The 15,741-nt window shown below is 66.1% G+C and carries 19 protein-coding genes; 5 read left to right on the plus strand and 14 right to left on the minus strand.

Annotated elements, in window-relative coordinates; translation table 11 throughout:
* Nucleotides 1-134 precede the first annotated feature (134 nt).
* Entirely contained in the window at nt 135-1,514 is a 1,380-nt protein-coding gene (locus DAT37_RS29910; RefSeq protein WP_109528216.1) for a flavin monoamine oxidase family protein, read from the plus strand.
* A gap of 19 nt (nt 1,515-1,533) precedes the next feature.
* Here the strand turns inward: DAT37_RS29910 and DAT37_RS29915 are convergent, their stop codons facing one another.
* Nucleotides 1,534-2,247, minus strand: coding sequence for a class I SAM-dependent methyltransferase (locus DAT37_RS29915; RefSeq protein WP_232840077.1), 714 nt, complete (start codon nt 2,245-2,247; stop codon nt 1,534-1,536).
* Nucleotides 2,248-2,423: 176 nt separating this feature from the next.
* Here DAT37_RS29915 and DAT37_RS29920 point away from each other — a divergent pair, with 176 nt between their 5' ends.
* A complete protein-coding gene (locus DAT37_RS29920; RefSeq protein WP_157978775.1) occupies nt 2,424-2,852 on the plus strand; it encodes a phospholipase A2 in 429 nt (142 codons plus the stop codon).
* Between the two features lie 48 nt (nt 2,853-2,900).
* On the opposite strand, the gene DAT37_RS29925 is transcribed toward DAT37_RS29920, so the two are convergent.
* Complete coding sequence (locus tag DAT37_RS29925; RefSeq protein ID WP_109528218.1) at nt 2,901-3,086, minus strand: hypothetical protein; 186 nt, start codon at nt 3,084-3,086, stop codon at nt 2,901-2,903.
* Here DAT37_RS29925 and DAT37_RS29930 point away from each other — a divergent pair.
* Nucleotides 3,085-3,447, plus strand: coding sequence for a cupin domain-containing protein (locus DAT37_RS29930; protein WP_109528219.1), 363 nt, complete (start codon nt 3,085-3,087; stop codon nt 3,445-3,447). The genes DAT37_RS29925 and DAT37_RS29930 overlap by 2 nt on opposite strands.
* A 58-nt stretch (nt 3,448-3,505) precedes the next feature.
* On the opposite strand, the gene DAT37_RS29935 is transcribed toward DAT37_RS29930, so the two are convergent.
* From DAT37_RS29935 to DAT37_RS29985, 12 genes are all read right to left on the minus strand, one after another.
* A complete protein-coding gene (locus DAT37_RS29935) occupies nt 3,506-4,939 on the minus strand; it encodes an ABC1 kinase family protein (RefSeq protein WP_109528220.1) in 1,434 nt (477 codons plus the stop codon).
* Complete coding sequence (locus tag DAT37_RS29940; protein ID WP_109528221.1) at nt 4,936-5,928, minus strand: DUF1702 family protein; 993 nt, start codon at nt 5,926-5,928, stop codon at nt 4,936-4,938. The genes DAT37_RS29935 and DAT37_RS29940 overlap by 4 nt, the downstream gene beginning before the upstream one ends.
* 29 nt (nt 5,929-5,957) lie before the next feature.
* A complete protein-coding gene (locus DAT37_RS29945) occupies nt 5,958-6,695 on the minus strand; it encodes an ABC transporter permease (RefSeq protein WP_109528222.1) in 738 nt (245 codons plus the stop codon).
* A 3-nt stretch (nt 6,696-6,698) separates the two neighbouring features.
* Nucleotides 6,699-7,487, minus strand: coding sequence for an ABC transporter ATP-binding protein (locus DAT37_RS29950; protein ID WP_232840078.1), 789 nt, complete (start codon nt 7,485-7,487; stop codon nt 6,699-6,701).
* A 6-nt stretch (nt 7,488-7,493) separates the two neighbouring features.
* Complete coding sequence (locus DAT37_RS29955; protein ID WP_109528224.1) at nt 7,494-7,967, minus strand: DUF3237 domain-containing protein; 474 nt, start codon at nt 7,965-7,967, stop codon at nt 7,494-7,496.
* Between the two features lie 2 nt (nt 7,968-7,969).
* Nucleotides 7,970-9,220: a beta-ketoacyl-ACP synthase II gene (gene fabF / locus DAT37_RS29960; protein WP_109528225.1), complete on the minus strand. Its 1,251-nt coding sequence runs from the start codon at nt 9,218-9,220 to the stop codon at nt 7,970-7,972.
* Nucleotides 9,217-9,732, minus strand: coding sequence for an SCP2 sterol-binding domain-containing protein (locus DAT37_RS44390; RefSeq protein WP_157978776.1), 516 nt, complete (start codon nt 9,730-9,732; stop codon nt 9,217-9,219). Before DAT37_RS44390 ends, fabF begins: the two co-directional genes overlap by 4 nt.
* Nucleotides 9,729-11,432 carry an FAD-dependent oxidoreductase gene (locus tag DAT37_RS29970; protein WP_157978777.1) on the minus strand — a complete coding sequence of 568 codons (1,704 nt, stop codon included), beginning with the start codon at nt 11,430-11,432 and terminating at the stop codon, nt 9,729-9,731. Before DAT37_RS29970 ends, DAT37_RS44390 begins: the two co-directional genes overlap by 4 nt.
* Complete coding sequence (locus DAT37_RS44395) at nt 11,429-12,412, minus strand: hypothetical protein (RefSeq protein ID WP_157978778.1); 984 nt, start codon at nt 12,410-12,412, stop codon at nt 11,429-11,431. Before DAT37_RS44395 ends, DAT37_RS29970 begins: the two co-directional genes overlap by 4 nt.
* Complete coding sequence (locus tag DAT37_RS29975) at nt 12,409-13,563, minus strand: StlD/DarB family beta-ketosynthase (RefSeq protein ID WP_109528228.1); 1,155 nt, start codon at nt 13,561-13,563, stop codon at nt 12,409-12,411. The genes DAT37_RS44395 and DAT37_RS29975 overlap by 4 nt, the downstream gene beginning before the upstream one ends.
* Nucleotides 13,564-13,610: 47 nt before the next feature.
* Nucleotides 13,611-13,865 carry an acyl carrier protein gene (locus DAT37_RS29980; protein ID WP_109528229.1) on the minus strand — a complete coding sequence of 85 codons (255 nt, stop codon included), beginning with the start codon at nt 13,863-13,865 and terminating at the stop codon, nt 13,611-13,613.
* A gap of 288 nt (nt 13,866-14,153) precedes the next feature.
* Nucleotides 14,154-14,600 (minus strand): SCP2 sterol-binding domain-containing protein, encoded by a 447-nt coding sequence (locus DAT37_RS29985; RefSeq protein ID WP_109528230.1) that lies wholly within the window; start codon nt 14,598-14,600, stop codon nt 14,154-14,156.
* A 256-nt stretch (nt 14,601-14,856) separates the two neighbouring features.
* Here DAT37_RS29985 and DAT37_RS29990 point away from each other — a divergent pair, with 256 nt between their 5' ends.
* Nucleotides 14,857-15,102, plus strand: coding sequence for a hypothetical protein (locus DAT37_RS29990; protein WP_109528231.1), 246 nt, complete (start codon nt 14,857-14,859; stop codon nt 15,100-15,102).
* Entirely contained in the window at nt 15,099-15,740 is a 642-nt protein-coding gene (locus DAT37_RS29995; RefSeq protein WP_109528232.1) for a hypothetical protein, read from the plus strand. Before DAT37_RS29990 ends, DAT37_RS29995 begins: the two co-directional genes overlap by 4 nt.
* Nucleotide 15,741 lies beyond the last annotated feature (1 nt).

Below are 15,741 nucleotides of genomic sequence, written 5' to 3' on the forward strand. Positions count from 1 at the left end.
TAGAATTGCCGGGTATTTCGACGCTCCAGCCTGATCGAAGGCGAATCGCGGCACCTGTCGAAGGGCAGCCGCGCACCACGCGCCCGGCCGCATGTCAGCCCAGCGCGACACTTCGACATCGAGGGCGGCGCACCATGACAGACGTCGACTATTGCGTAGTCGGTGGGGGGTTCGCCGGATTGACGGCGGCCTTGCGGCTCGCGCAGGCGGGCCGATCCGTGACATTGCTCGAAGCCCGCGACCGGGTGGGCGGGCGCACGTTCACCGAAACGCGTCCCGACGGATCCTGGATCGACCGCGGCGGCGCATGGGTCGGGCCGGGACAGGACCGTATCCGGGCCCTGATGAGCGAATTCGGCGTACCGAGCTACAAGCAGTACACCGACGGCGAGGCCATGATGCTGGTCGACGGCAAACAGCACCGCTACCGGGGCACCGTTCCGTGGACGATGAGCACCTGGGCGGCGATGAACCTCGGCGCGGCATTGTTCGAGCTCGGCTACATGTGCAAATCGATTCCGCTCGAGACGCCGTGGACGGCGCACAGTGCCGAGGAATGGGATCGCGTCAGCCTCGCGCAGTGGCTCGACAGCAATATCGCCTCCGCACCCGCGCACGAACTACTCGACACGGCGATCGCGGGCTGCTACACCAGCGCCGCCTCCGAGGTCTCGCTGCTCTTCGTGCTGTATCAGATGGCGTCGGGCGGTGGCCCGAATTTCGTGCTCGGGGTCGAAGGAGGCGCCCAGGACTCCCGGCCCGTCGGCGGCATGGGCGCGATCTCCGGGCCGATGGCCGCCGAACTCGGCGCGTCGATCCGGCTCTCGCAACCCGTACGCCGGATCAGCCAGGACGACGACGGCGTGACGGTGCGCTCCGACGATTCGATCGTCCGCGCCCGACGGGTGATCGTGGCGGTCCCCTTGGCCATCGCGAGCCAGATCCACTACGACCCGATGCTCCCGGCCGACCGGTCCTTCCTACACCAGCGGATGCCGAGCGGCGCGATCATCAAGACCGCCGTGGTCTACGACGAACCGTTCTGGCGCGCCGCCGGGCTGTCGGGACAGTCGGCCGCGCCCGGCGCGCCCGCGACCATCACCATCGACGCCTGCACCGACACCGGGAACCCGGGGATCATGTGCGTCATCACCGAGGGGCCCGTCGCACGTCGACTCGGCCGTCTCGACGCGGACCAGCGCAGAACGGCGATACTCGACGGCCTCGTCGAACGGTTCGGCGAAAAGGCCCGGCTGCCAGTCGATTACGTCGAACAGGATTGGAGTGCCGAACGCTTCTCCGGCGGCGGGATGCTCAGTCACGCACCGACCGGGGTACTCACACAGTTCGGCCACGCGCTGCGTCCCCCGTGCGGGCGTATCCACTGGGCGGGCACCGAGAGTTCCGCCGTGATGTGCGGGTGGGTCGACGGTGCGGTCCGCTCGGGTGAACGCGCGGCGCGGGAGGTCGTGGAATACGAGTCGGTCGGCGCAGGACACCCATACCGGCATTGAGAATGCTTACGTGACAGCACTATTCGGATGCGTGCCAGTCGTAATACGAGGCGACGGCGGGCTGGCCCGTGTAGCCGGGGCCCGCGGTGTCGTCGGCACCGAGGTAGGCGGCGGGAAAGGACAAGGTTCGCGGCCCCCCGGCCGATACGCGATGGCGGCGACGGTCGTAATCCACTCCCGCACGACGGAATTCGGCCATCACCCGACGTGCCGCCGATGATCCGTCGCCGTGCCGGATCGACTGCGGGTCGAAATGCGCGGCGAACGACCCGGTCGGCGTCGTCCACCGCGCCATCGCCGACAGCAGGGCCAGTTTGTCGCCGATGTAGTGCAGCCCGTGCACGCAGGTGACCAGATCCGCGGGCCCGTCGGGTCGCCATTCGGCCACGGAGGCCGCGATCAGCCGCAGACGCGCGGTCCGCGCGGGCGCGTGGAAATGGTCGACGAGATCGATGCCGACCAGGGTGACATCGGCGTCGGGAAATTCTCGCTCGAAGCGGTCCTCGGCCTCGAGCATCGCCCGTCCCGAACCGCAACACAGATCGATCCAGGTGACAGCGGACCCGTCGTTCAGGCGATCGGCGAGATGCGCGTAGGGATCGAACCCGAGGTCGCGCTCGTAGCTGTTGACACCCGACAGTCCGCGGCGGCGGTTCATCGCGTTGTTCGCGACCACCGACGACAGTTCCAGCGTCGCGTCGTCGAGCAGTCGGGGAACAGAATTCGATGGCACCGAACCATTGTCACGGTTGCGCCCCGCTCTGCGAACCGTGTCGATTCCCGAGGTCCGCCACGGTTTCGCCGCCGCGCCCGCGACCGCGGACCGGAGTAGGTGTACGGATAGGATCGGTCACTCGGATGTGGCCCACGATATCGATGTCGACCACCCGGGCGCGAAGGCGAGGACCGATGAGGCGTGTGGGACTGCTGGTGATTCCGGCCGCGATGCTGACGTGTCTGCTGCCGACGGCACCCGCCTCGGCGCACACGACCGGGGGGAGCGCGCTTCCGTCGAACGACGGGCCGCACGCGTGGAAAGCGCACCCTTCCGACGAGCTGGCGTGCTCGATGCCGCTGAACATTCCCCAGGAGCCCGCCTTCAATCACGCGTGCAAACACCACGACGGCTGCTACGAGGGATTCCCTCGCGACGGCGTCCCGACCTACTGGGCGAGCAGGCTCCAGTGCGACGACTGGTTCCGAGCGGATATGACCGAGTCGTGCGTCGAGGCCTACCGGCTGCAACCCCTGTCCCAGTGCATGGCCGAGGTCACCGCGTACTACGCCGCGGTGCGGGTCGGTGGACGCAACGGCTTCCACGGGCCCGACAACAACTGAATTCCCGGCCCGGCCGACGATCTTGCCGCTGACAACCCCCACTGAGTATCATGTGATGCGCATCACATAGCTGATCGAGAGCGCGGTTCCCGACAGCACCGTCAGCGGCGAGCGGCCCGATCCCGCCGATCGACCGAGCTCGGAAGCCGACGGCACGAACAGCGACCGCATTCGGTCCACAACGACGCGGATCAGATCCGAAACGGGGGAAGGCACTCCCAGGAGAAGAATCATGTCTGCTTTGGTACGGAAGAATTTCGACGCACCCGAGGAAACCCGCACGTTCGAAGACGGCAAAGGCAAACTCGACCTCGTCAACCTCGAAGCGGGCGCGGTGGGCCGAGCGGTTTTCGAACCGGGCTGGCGGTGGTCGACGCACGTCAAGCCGATCGCACAGACCGACAGCTGCCAGTCCTCCCATATCGGCTACTGCGTCTCCGGACACATGGTCGTGGTAATGGACGACGGCGAGAAACAGGAATACGGCCCCGGCGATTTCATGATCGCCCCACCCGGCCACGACGCCTGGATCGTCGGCGACGAACCCTGCGTCATGATCGACTGGCAAGGTTTCGCCGACTACGCCAAGCGGTGAGATTCACACCTTCGTCCGAAACCTCCGAGGGGTTCCGTATCGACCCATAAGCCCGTGATCAGTTGTCCGGCAGCTGAATACCCTGCTGCTCGACCCGGGCGGCGACCTCGGCGGGGAAGACGTTGCGCAGCAGGTACAGGTCGTTGCCGAGCTGCCAGCCGGGGGCGAGCGCGATGGCGTATCGCTCGAAGTAGCCGAGCTGTTTGCCCATCAGGATGAGCTGTTCGGGGCCCGCGACTCCGCGCCGCTTACCGAAATCGAGCAGCGCGGAGGTGATCATCTTGAGGTCGAGGCGCGCGAGTTCACCGGACAGGATGGGGCCGAGCACGATGGCCAACTGTCTGCCGATCGCGGAATCGTCGGTGCTCTGCTCGGCGAACAGGTTCAGTTCGCGCAGTGCGGACGCGACGGGGGTGAAGTCGCCGTCGAAGGCACTGGCGTAGAACATCGCGCGCACCATTCCGCGCCACTGCGGGGTCATGGTCCCGACGATGCCGAAGTCGAGCATCGCCAGCCTGCCGTCGTCGAGCAGCCACAGATTTCCCGCGTGCACGTCGCCGTGGAACAGCCCGTGCACGGTGACGCCCTCCAACCAGACCTTCACCAGTCGCCGGATCAGCATCTCCGAATCGGCGTGCGCCGCGCCGACGACGTCGAAGCGATCCAGCGGCACACCGCGCAACCGCTGCATACAGATCGTCTTCGGACCGCAGAATTCCCAATAGACCTCGGGGACGACGACTTCGGTGTTGTCCCCGAACGCGCCGAGATTCTCCCGGATGCGACTCTGGTTCCGCGCTTCGACCAGGAAGTTCAACTCGGTGACCGTCACCTCGTAGAGGTCGCGCACCACGCCGACGGCATTGGCGATCCTGGCGGGTTCGAATCGCTTCTCCAGCAGTCGGGCCAGCACGAGCGCGGAACGCAGGTCGATCATCATCCGGCGAGCGATCCCGGGACGCTGCACCTTGACCACGGCGTCACGGCCGTCGGCGAGGACGCACGCGTGCACCTGCGCGACCGAGGCGGCCGACAGCGGGGTGTCGTCGAATTCGAGGAACACCTCGGTGATCGGGCGACCGAGATCCGCTTCGACGATGCGCCGCGCCCGGCTCGCGGGAAAGGGGCGCACGTCGTCGAGGCAGCGCAGACACGCGTCGGACAGTTCGCGCGGGAACGCCCCGGAGGACGACGCGATCAACTGTCCGAGTTTGACGAACATCGGGCCGAGCCGTTCGAACCCGTCGACGACCCCGTGGGCCAGTACTTCGCGCCGAGTCTGCCGCTCGACGCCGCGACGCAGACCCGATGCGAACCACCCGCACAGCCTGCGCGCGATCATCGCGCCGAGTACGAGACCGATGGTGACGACACGGATCGCCTCGCGGACGCCGAAGGTCTCCAACGGCGGCCGGTCGACCACGAAATCCGCGGCGGGCCGATCATGGTGGACCCGCTGCTCGCCCACGAGCCGGGTGGATTCGGCGTTCATCCCTGCCTCACCGTGACGTCGGCGAAGCGCGCCCGGATGCGGGTGCGCCAGAGTTCGTAGTCGGGCATATCCACCGGTTCCTCCGGTGGCTCGGCGGCGGCGTCGGCCAGCGCGGAGATCTCGGCGACCGTGCCCCCGCAGACGACACGCGCCGCGAGATCGGTGTTGTCCGGCACGTACCCGGCGTAGTCGCGGGCCTTGACCGCCATCACCGCGCCGACGGCGAGGTCGGGCGCGTACGCGCCTGCCGCCTGGATCAGCTTCTCCAGTTCGGCGTGCGACGGACCGCCCAGGTAGGCCGCCGCCGCCCCGACACCGCTCCACACATCGCCGCGCCGGTCGTCTTCGAAGGTGTTGGCGGTCGCGGCGATCGCCTCGAAATCGCCACCGTGATAGAACGACATCGCCCGGCCGACGCCCTGGTCGAAAGCACGGGGAAAGTATTCCGGCGCACCCTCCCACCGTCGACGTGGCGCGCGCCTGCGCTCGATGATCCAGGTCTGCGGATCGAAGAAGGCGCGGTCGAACGCGTACCCGTCGACCGCGAGCCAGCTCAGGTAGCCGACCAGCGGATTGGAGTCGAACCGCGGGAGGAACCGCTGCCAGGTGAATCGGGGCACCCTCGACATGACCAGGCCGAATCCGACGTAGGCCATCAGCGAATGCGGTTCGCCGTGTCCTCGAACGAAATTCTCGGCGTAGCGGGTCCGGCGCGGCGAGAGCAGATCCCGCAACGTCATGGCCGCGATCGCGCCTTCGTAGGCCAGGCTGCGGTAGAACGGGTCGACCCATTCCAGTCTGCGGGCGACCTCGTCCGGGTCGGCGATGTCGGCCCCGTATTCGAAACCTTCCAGCACGGCCCGCGACACACCTTCGTACCGCCTGCTCACCTCGTTCGCCGACACCGGGAAGCCACGGGTCACGAACTTCATGTCGTTCATCTTCGGCGCGGGGACCGAGCGCCGCGCGATGCTGAGTGCGGTGACCATCGAACTACCTCATCGGATCGTGGTGCGGGTCAATGGGATCGGCGACGCAGCGTGACCGCGCCGAGCGCGAGAAGCGTGAAACCGAACGCAAGCACGATGGCGAGATCGCGCCAGAGCAGATTCGTCGGCAGCGGGTAGGTGCCGACCTCACCGAGCGCCTCGGCCGCGTAGCGCAGTGGCACCACATTGCTCGCCGCCTGCAACACCCCGGCCATCTCCTCTCTCGGCCAGATCAGTCCGCACAGCAGCAGCTGCGGAATGATCACCGAGGGCGCGAATTGCAGCGCCTGGAATTCGGTGCGAGCGAACGCGCTGGTGAACAGTCCGGTCGAGGAACCGAGTACCGCCGTCGACACGACGATCAGCAGCACCACCGACATTCGCCCCTGGGTCTGCAATCCGAGCAACCGGTAGGCCACGGTGGCCGCGACGGTGGCCTGAACCATGGCGACCGCGGCGAACGCGATGCCGTAACCGAGCAGCAGGTCCAGCTTGTTCATCGGCATGCTCAGCAATCGCTCCAGCGTGCCGGTGGTTCGTTCGCGCAGCATCGCGACGCTGGTGATCAGGAACATCGACACGAACGGGAAGATCCCGAGCAGCAGCAGGCCGACCTGGTCGAAGATGTCGGGCCGGTCGTCGAAGACGAAACGCAGCAGTGTCAACAACACACTCGGCACCACCAGGATCAGCGCGATGGTGCGTCGATCGTGACGCAACTGATTGAGCACCCGCAACGCCGTCCAACCGGTGAGTCGCAGCGACATGGGTCAGGCCTCCTGTGCCGTGGGGTCCGTCGAGGTCGAGGCCAGCGCGGCGGCGTCGGGGTCCGTCGCGCGCTCGGTGGCGAGCACCAGTTCCAGGAACGCTTCTTCCAGGTTCGTGGTGCTGGTCGCCGCGCGCAGTTCGTCGGGGGTCTGATCGGCGAGCAATCTGCCCTCGCGCATCAGCAGCAGTCGATCGCACCGGTCGGCCTCGTCCATGACGTGGCTCGAGACCAGCAGTGTCGTGCCCGCCGCCGCCAGTGCGCGGAAATGCTCCCACAGATCGCGCCGAAGCACCGGGTCCAATCCGACGGTCGGCTCGTCGAGCACCAGCACCTCGGGCTCGGCGACCAGCGCGCACGCCAGCGACACCCTGGCCTGTTGCCCACCGGAGAGCTGATCAACCAATTGATGTGCGTGGGAGGACAATCCGACATTCGCGATGGTCTCGTCCACGGCCCGGCGCGGCACGCCGTACACGGCGCCGAAATAGCGCACGTTCTGCCTGACGGTGAGATCGCTGTACACCGAGGGCGATTGGGTCACGTAGCCGATCTCGGCGCGCAGCGCGGCGCTCCCGCTCGGCTGACCGAGCACCGTGACGGAACCGGCCTTGATGTGCTGCACACCTACCACGGACCTGATCAGCGTGGTCTTCCCGCAACCGCTCGGCCCGAGCAGCCCGGTCACCGTGCCCGCGGGCACGGTGAACGACAGGCCTTTCAGTACCGGTCTGCGACCGCGGTCGACGACGAGGTCCTCGACCACGACCGCGTCTGCCCTCACTGCTGTCACGATCGGTCAGCCCACCCGGTACATGTTGTACTGCAAACCGAATCCATCGATGAAGCGCCCCTCGCCGAGGAAGGCCGTGTGATTGACCCAGGACAGCGCCGAATCGCCGGTCTCCAATTGCGGGGTCACCCGGAAGTACTGATCGTCGAAATCCGTCCCGGTGCCCTCGGTGAACGCGCGCTGCACCTTGTCGTTCATCTCGATCAGACCGGGGAACGACGCGTAGATGGCGGCGCCGTCGGAAGTCTGGAACTGCACCCGGACGTCCAACCGCACATAGCCGTCGGCGCCGATCAGCGCCCAATCGCCGCCACCGGAGAGCACCTTGCCGGTGATGGCCTCGACGGCGGACACCCCGGGCGCGCCCTCGAGCACGCCGTCGAGGATCTCGACGAACATCCGCACACCGTAGGGGCCGGGCCCGATCATGATGGGCGGCTTGAGATTCGCGGTGACGGTGCCGATGAGAGTCAGGTCCATACTCAATCCTCGTCTCTAGCTGCCCGCCGGAAGGCAAGCGTGACGTTGTGACCACCGAAGGCAATGGAATTCGACAGTGCGACATCCACGCGCCCGGTGCGCGCGACATTGGGTACGTAGTCGAGATCGCAGGCAGGATCCGCCTCAGAATAGTTGATGGTCGGCGGGATCTGGCCCCGATCGATGGCCAACGCGCAGGTGGCCGCCTCCACCACACCGGTGGCACCGAGCATGTGCCCGGTCATCGATTTGGTGGAACTGATCGGCACGTTCGGCGCGTGCGCCCCGAACGCGAGGTGCACCGCCCTGGTCTCGGCGGGATCCGACAGCATCGTGCCGGTGCCGTGCGCGTTGATGTAGTCGACCTCGGTCGGGTCGATCCCGGCCTCGCGCATCGCCTTGTTCATCGCCTTGGCCGCGCACGCGCCGTCCTCGCGCGGCGCCGTCACATGATGGGTGTCGACGACCTGGCCGTAACCGCAGATCTCGGCGTACACGTGCGCCCCGCGGGCACGCGCTGATTCCAGTGGCTCCAGCAGCAGCATCCCCGCGCCCTCACCGAGCACGAAACCGTCGCGGTCCTTGGAGAACGGTCTCGCCGCGCCCTGCGGATCGTCGTTGCGCTTGGACAGCGCACGCATACTGGTGAACCCGGCGAGCACGACCGGATTCAACGCCGCCTCGGCGCCGCCGACCATGCACGCCGAGGCATACCCGTCGCGCACCATCCGATAGCCTTGGCCGATCGCGTCGGCCGAGGACGCGCACGCGCTCAGCGGCGCGTAACTGGGCCCGCCGAACTTGTGCCGGAACGCCACCGCGGACGCCGCGAAATTCGCCATCGCCATCGGAATGAACAGCGGCGAGACATTTCTGCCGGCGAGCCGGTCCTCGATCCCCGTTCTCGCGGTGTCGACACCGCCGAGCCCGCATCCGACGATGGTCGCCACTTCGTCACGGTCGACACCGTCGAGTCCCTGGTCGGCCAACGCCAGATCCGAGGCCGCCACCGCGAGGTGGCCGACCCGGTCGTAACGGCGGACGTCCTTGTACTCGAGCCACTGACCCGGATCGAAATCCGGGACCTCGGCGCCGATCCTGACCCGGTTGAACGACGCGTCGAAGGAAGTGATCGTCCTGGCCCCGCTGACCCCGGAAATCACTTGCTTCCAATAGATGTCGGTGCCGATGCCCAGTGGCGTCACCAGACCGATGCCGGTGATCGCGACGCGGCGGCGCTCGTCGCCGCTCATGACTTCGACTCCGGTTCGGCCAGACCGAAGAAGGTCTCCATCTTCATCGCCACCTGCACGTCCCCCTGGACCTTCAGTTCGCCGCGCATCAACAATTCCATCCCCTTGGCGAGCCCGGTCGCGATTCGAACGAAACCGACGCCGTCGAGGAAGACGCTCAGGTCCGGCGGTTCGGTCTGCTCGGCCGATTCGATCCGGCAGGACTCCGGCCCGAAGACCACGTCCTGCACCACGGGTTCGCCGGGCACCCTGGTCACCCGGTATCGCACGGTCACATCGCGTTCGAAACTGCCGGGCACGTAGTAACTCGGCATCAGCTCGAACGCGTTGAGCAACGCCTGCTCTCCGACATCGGTGCCCAGCGCCCACACGAGATCGGATTCGGGCAGTACTTCGACGACCGAACGCACGCGCGCCCGCTCGCCCGAGAGCAGGTCCTCGATCTGATCCCTGCTCGCCTTTCCGGTTTCGGCCGCGATCGTGATCGCCTCGGTCAGTGCTTCGGTTCTCATACCGACATCTCCGAATCCCTCGAACCTGCTGTCGTACTGTCGATCACGGCCGTGATGAGCTCGTTGTACGGATCGGCGCCCGCCAGTACCGCGGCGATATGTCCGTCCGGCCTGATCAGAACCGCCGCGCGGTCGGTGAGCCCGTAGGTCTCCGACATCCGGCCGGACCTGTCGACGAGCGTCCGCGTCCCGGAACCGGTGGTGGTGTCCGGGGTGACGGGGTGCACGGCCACCGCCGCCACCGGCACGGTGTTCATCAAGTGGACGTAGCCGACCGCGTCGGCCCATTTCTCGGCCGCGACGGGACCGGTGACAAGCGCGAAACCGTGACCGGGCAGATCCAGTGTCGATATCGGCGTGCCGTCCGCCTCACGGAGCCAGAAATGCGGTGCCCGACAACCCGGTTCGGCCAGCGGGTGGTAATCGACGACACTTTCGACCGGTTCGGTCACGCCGTAGCGGAAACCGAGTGATTGGCCGTAGAAGTCGAATTGTGGTCGTTGCTCTTCGATTCCGGCCGCGAGCGCCCTGTCGAAACCGGGGGCGTCCGCGGGGTCCGCCGCGGTGAGCACGTCGGCGAAGGCTTCCGCGAATTCGAACATCGCCAGCGCGTTGTGCTCGCTCTGCTCGCCGTTGAACCGCGCCACCGGCCTGCGTTCGACCTCGTAGCTGTCCAACAGATCCGGTGCGGCCCAGCCCTCCAGCGCGGCGGCCAACTTCCAGGCCAGATTGTGCGCGTCCTGGATGCCGGTGTTCATGCCGAACCCACCGGTGGGCGGGAAGGTGTGTGCGGCGTCGCCGATCACGAAGACCCGACCGCTCGCGTCCCGCCAGCGGTCCACCCCGGTCGAACGCATGGTCCAGGTGCGCGAGGAGATGATCCTGGCGTCGATATCGGCGCCGAGGGCCGCGCGCAGCAGCGAGGGCGCGCTGTCCTCCGAGATTTCCACCGCGCCGTCGAGTGGCACCTCGAGCATCCACTCGTCACCCGCGGGATCGATGGTGATCAGCACACCCCGGACCCGCTGGTTCATGATCCAGGACAACACGCTGCCCATATTGTGGAACTGTGGCCGCAGATCGGCCTCGAAATAGATGTCGAGCAGAACACCCAACGGCGAGTCCTCGACCTTGCCGATACCGACCGCCTTCCGCAGCGCTCCGTGCATACCCTCGGCCAGCACCAGATACTCGGCCTCGCGCCGGTCTTCGCCGCCATCGGATCCGATGTAGGTCACCTCGACCCCGCGCGGACCCGGTGTCGCGTCGGTCACCTGCGCACCCCGCACCAGTTCGACATTCGGAAGGGCGGCGAGTCCCTCGGTCAACACGGCCTGTAGGCGATTCTGCGGGCAGAGCACAGGCAGCGTCGGACTCTGCTCGGCCAGCCGCATGAGTTTGTCGGTGGATTCGACCAGTTCGAGCCGACCGAATTCCGGTTCGGCGACCGAACGCAGAAAGCGCACCCGGGGCGCCTTCTCCAACGTGGTGCTCACCGCGAGCACGTCGTCGAGGACGCCGAGTTCGCGCAGTATCTCGGTGGTCCTGGTGTTCACCAATGTCGCCTGCGGGTGCCGCGGCGGCTCGGTATGCCGTTCGAACAACACCACATCCACGCCCCGACGCCCCAGGCAGTACGCGGCGGCGAGTCCCGCCGGACCGCCGCCGACGATGGCGACCTGCGCCCTGCGGGCGGTCACGACGACGCTCCGACCGACATCGCCGACCGTCCGAGCACCCGGTCGAGCCGAGTTCCCACGACGCGGTCGAAACGCTCGCGGCCCAGCAACCGGGCGAGGGCCAGGGCCGGAAACCCTACCGCGATGGCGACACCGAGGGAACCGACGAATGCCGTGAGTGCCGCGACACGGGCGGCGACACCGTACTCCGACGCTCGCCTGATACCCGCGCCCCAACGACGGAATACGCTGCCCGCCAACAGATCCGCCGCCGCGAGCAGGGGCACCACCGGTGCGGCGTCCGCGTCGCGCAGGACCGTCGCGAGATCGTCGGAGGATTTCGTCGCGGAGATCTCCGCGCCCAGCGCGGCGAGACGGCTCAACTCGTCGGTTCCGACGCCCGCACGACCGAACAACGCACCCTCGCGCCTACCCAGCAACAACCAGCGCAACGTGGTCACCAGTGTGATCGCCTGTGGCCGAGTATCGATGGCCGCGACCGCGCCCACCGTGCGGGCGCCGACCGCGGTGAGGCGGCGGTGGACTTCTCCCGCCGCCGAGTACCACATATTGCGGCACGCGACCACGGTCACGACATCGCGTTCGGCGAAGATCTCGCGATGCCGCGTCAGCAATGTCCGCGCGGGCAACGAGGGAGCCAGATACCAGACCTGGTATGCGAAGAGAACCAATTCCCCCGGTTCCGAACGCAATTGCTCGGCCGGAGTGGACAGCGCCACCGTGCATTCCTCGTCGACACAGGCCGGGAACGCGCCGAAGAACCGGGTCACCGGCCAGGGAAAGGGAAAGGGCGAGGCGGGTTCGACACGAACCCGGCGCACCTGCCAGTTGGCGGCGACGAGCGGAGCGACGAGCGCGTCCACCGATTCGATCAGCTGCCCGGTCTGGCTGTACTCGAAAACCACTGCTGCACGGGTGGATTCAGCGTCGTTGCGGCGGTCGGATCGTCGGCTCGCCTCGGTCTCCGAGGCCCCCGTCACGACTCGACCTTCGCCTGCTGCGCGGTGCCCGCGACGGCCGTCAAATGCATGAAGGAAATAGCGAATCGGCCGGATTCCGGCACCATGCACAACAGGGTGTCGCCCGGCTGCACCAATTTTTCCTGAAGCATTTCATCGAGAATCACATAGATACTCGCGCTGCCGATGTTTCCGACCCGGGTGAGATTACTGAACCATGCCTCCGGTCGGCCCGCGGAAACGCCACGACGTTTGATTTCACCCGTGAGCATGGTTTTCATACGCTCACTGGAGTAATGCGCCGGAAACCACGTCACGGCATCCGGATCGAATTTACCGGCGTCGGCGAGCCGTTCGTATTCATCGATGCCGACCCGCACGAGATGGGGCAGCAGAGACAGTTTCTGGCGCGCCACGAGCGCACCGTCCATCGCGGCCGCCGAAGCGTTCGGATAATCGGCCCATGTCTTCTCGCAACCGTTCTTGTTGCTGCCGAAGTACATACAGGCCTTCTCGGTATTCGCGTACGACGTCAGCGAAATCCAGTCGATTCGAAGACTCACTCGATCGGGAGCCGGCGAATCGGAGACGATCGCCGCGCCCGCGCCGTCGGAGAGCATATATCGCAAAAAGGCGGTCTCCATCGGCAGCGACCCGTCTTCGGTGATCGCTTTCATTTCCTCGTAGCGGGTGTGTTTGAACCCGCGAGAGGCGAGTTCGCTCGCCACCGAGACCGCGGTCTTCTTCTCCCCCACCTTCACCTGTAGGTAGGCGTTCTTCAGGGCCATCATCCCCGAACTACAGATGCCGTGCGCGGTGACGATCTCCAACGGCGGATAGCCGAGTTCGCCGTGCACCATGCTGGCGTGACCGGGGCCCATCAGATCGGGCAGGGTGGTCGCCGCGGCGAGCAGTTCCACGTCGGCGGGCTCGAGACCAGCACGTTCGACCGCGTTGCGCACCGCGGACGCGGCCATCGCCGCGTTCGAGTACACCGTCTGCTGCTTCTTGTCGATGGCGTAGTACCGGGTCTTGATCCCACTGTTCTGGAGAATCTGATCCTTCAGATCGGACGAGGCCCGGCCCGCCTTGCCGATGTACTCCTCGATCTCGTCGTTCGGCACCGGCTCACCGGGTAGAAAACGTCCGGTCGCTGTGATGTATGCGTCCATGGACTCCACACTTTCGTCGGAAGAACTGTTCGATGGACCGTTCCGGGTCACCCAGCGGATTCGGCTATTTTCACGCGAATCAGGTCCATGAGATCCGAAAATGTCTTCACCGAAGCGATACGTTCGTCGTCGAGCGAGATATCGTATTTCGTCTCGATGAGGTCGGCGACGGAAAGAACACCGAGGGAATCCAGACCGAGATCTTCCAACGTCGCATCGGCGGGAACCGAATTCAGATCGACGTTGTAGTGATTCAGCAGGAAGTCGGCGATATCATCGCGAATAGACACATCAACTGACATAGCGGATCCTCTTCGAAATGGCGCATGACGCTCGGGGCACGCGACCAACCATTTGTGAACACAATGCTCGTCCCGCCCAGACGAGTCTGTTGGATTCTCTGTATCGACGACACTGCCGATTCGACTGCACTACACCTGTGCGATACCCAGGTTCCTTGGGCTACTGCGCCCCGTGGCCTCCTGCACCGAGACTAGATCGCGATCAACTCGGTCGTCAATTGTTCGACGCCACAAATCTTCTGACCAGCGGCTGGACGGAGCAGACTGGATGGACGGTTTATTTGCCGATCAGTCGCGGACAAACCACTTCTCCATATTTCGAGCGGTCATCATATTGCCTTTAATACGCAGATTTCCGGTCACCAAGAGTGCCATTCCGCCCATCTGACCTGCGATCATCCGCAGAAACGGGACCATCCCGAGCTCCAGCGTCACCGCGGGATCGAGCCCCGGATTCCCCTGGTGCACAGTGCACCTGGAGTTCGCGACGACGACCGTCCACATATCGGCCGGTTCACCGATACGCCAGCACACCACCGAGTCCACACCCTCGACACGGTCGCCGATCAGCCGTCGCGGCATCTCGTCGAAGACCGCGTGCAGGACGACGCTGCGACTCATCGGGTCCGCCATCGCGCTCGCCAGCGTCTCGTCATCGATACTCCTGACGATCTCGTTGAACTCCGATGATCTGGAAGTTGTTACGCCCGAAGGAATTCGGATGTTCTTGGACATGGTGGACACTCCGGCCTGGACATGGGAGGTGCGGGAACCGCGGAAGAGACGACGTCGCGGTGGGCACAGAATAGGTTCGGCTCCGAACCCGGTCAACGTCCCCGGCGGGCGGCGCCGCGCCGTGTTAGGCTCCGATGCGGCAGCCACTCCGGCCGTCCGCCCCGATCGGATCCAGCCCACTCCCCGATAGACGATCGCTCCACGCTCGAGTCGAGAACTGCACGTGGACAGTCATTTTCGCCATACGGAGGGTCATATGAACCCATCGGATACCGGCGCGCAGCTGCCGGCCGACGAACACGACGCACTCACCACGATCCTGCGGGCGCCACCTCCGCCCGGCATCGCCGCGCTGCCCTCCGAATCGCGCGACGACCTCGCCGCACTGGTCGAGGAAGTGACCCGCAAACGGATCGAGGAACTCACCGTCGCCGCCCTGGGCGCACTGGACAATGTGCCGGTGTTCCTTCGCGGCGCGGTGCGAAAGGCAGTCGGACTGTGAAGGATTCACCCGCCGCGCGCAGCTCGACCCTGGCCGGACTCGCACGCGTGCTCGATGTGCCGGTCGATCGGATCGCCTATCTGGCCGAAGTTCCCGCCGACGATATCGCGGGCTTGCGGCGGCAGATCGGCGATCTGCTCTTCGATTCCACCGCACCGGGTCTCGGCAAGATCGCCGCGGCGACCCGGGTCATCCCGCCCGCCATCGCCGCCAAGGTCATCACCCGTAACAAGAGCGCGTTGATGACCGCGCACATGGCCGCGGTGATGGACACCCCGCGCGCGATCGCCACCGCGAAGCGACTTCCCCCCGACTACCTGGCCGAGGTCGCCACCCACCTGGATCTGTCCCGCTCGTCGGCGTTGATCGGCGGGTTGCCGGACGATCTGGTCGTCACCGTGGCCAGGTCACTCGCCGATCGGCAGGACTGGATCACCTTGAGCGCGATGATCGAGATCGCCACCGACGCCCACCTGGCACGCTGCCTCGATGCCCTCGACGCGGGCGAGATCGTCGCCGCGGCGAGTCTGATCGCCGGATCGGACGCGTCCGCTCGGGTGATCGCGCTGGTGTCGGAGCCACTGGCGAGCCAGCTGCGCGATGTCGTGGACACACCCCCTCCCACCGTCGAGAGTTGAC

Source organism: Nocardia aurea, assembly GCF_003123685.1.
Lineage (GTDB): Bacteria > Actinomycetota > Actinomycetes > Mycobacteriales > Mycobacteriaceae > Nocardia > Nocardia aurea.

Bases quoted from the DNA above. Each gene is read 5' to 3' on its own strand.
- DAT37_RS29940 (WP_109528221.1), bottom strand. From the start codon at position 5,928: ATGGTCACCGCACTCAGCATCGCGCGGCGCTCGGTCCCCGCGCCGAAG.
- DAT37_RS29945 (WP_109528222.1), bottom strand. From the start codon at position 6,695: ATGTCGCTGCGACTCACCGGTTGGACGGCGTTGCGGGTGCTCAATCAG.
- DAT37_RS29955 (WP_109528224.1), bottom strand. From the start codon at position 7,967: ATGGACCTGACTCTCATCGGCACCGTCACCGCGAATCTCAAGCCGCCC.
- DAT37_RS29985 (WP_109528230.1), bottom strand. From the start codon at position 14,600: ATGTCCAAGAACATCCGAATTCCTTCGGGCGTAACAACTTCCAGATCA.
- DAT37_RS29980 (WP_109528229.1), bottom strand. From the start codon at position 13,865: ATGTCAGTTGATGTGTCTATTCGCGATGATATCGCCGACTTCCTGCTG.
- DAT37_RS29920 (WP_157978775.1), top strand. From the start codon at position 2,424: ATGAGGCGTGTGGGACTGCTGGTGATTCCGGCCGCGATGCTGACGTGT.
- fabF (WP_109528225.1), bottom strand. From the start codon at position 9,220: ATGAGCGGCGACGAGCGCCGCCGCGTCGCGATCACCGGCATCGGTCTG.
- DAT37_RS29975 (WP_109528228.1), bottom strand. From the start codon at position 13,563: ATGGACGCATACATCACAGCGACCGGACGTTTTCTACCCGGTGAGCCG.
- DAT37_RS29910 (WP_109528216.1), top strand. From the start codon at position 135: ATGACAGACGTCGACTATTGCGTAGTCGGTGGGGGGTTCGCCGGATTG.
- DAT37_RS29925 (WP_109528218.1), bottom strand. From the start codon at position 3,086: ATGATTCTTCTCCTGGGAGTGCCTTCCCCCGTTTCGGATCTGATCCGC.
- DAT37_RS29990 (WP_109528231.1), top strand. From the start codon at position 14,857: ATGAACCCATCGGATACCGGCGCGCAGCTGCCGGCCGACGAACACGAC.
- DAT37_RS44390 (WP_157978776.1), bottom strand. From the start codon at position 9,732: ATGAGAACCGAAGCACTGACCGAGGCGATCACGATCGCGGCCGAAACC.
- DAT37_RS29935 (WP_109528220.1), bottom strand. From the start codon at position 4,939: ATGAACGCCGAATCCACCCGGCTCGTGGGCGAGCAGCGGGTCCACCAT.
- DAT37_RS29930 (WP_109528219.1), top strand. From the start codon at position 3,085: ATGTCTGCTTTGGTACGGAAGAATTTCGACGCACCCGAGGAAACCCGC.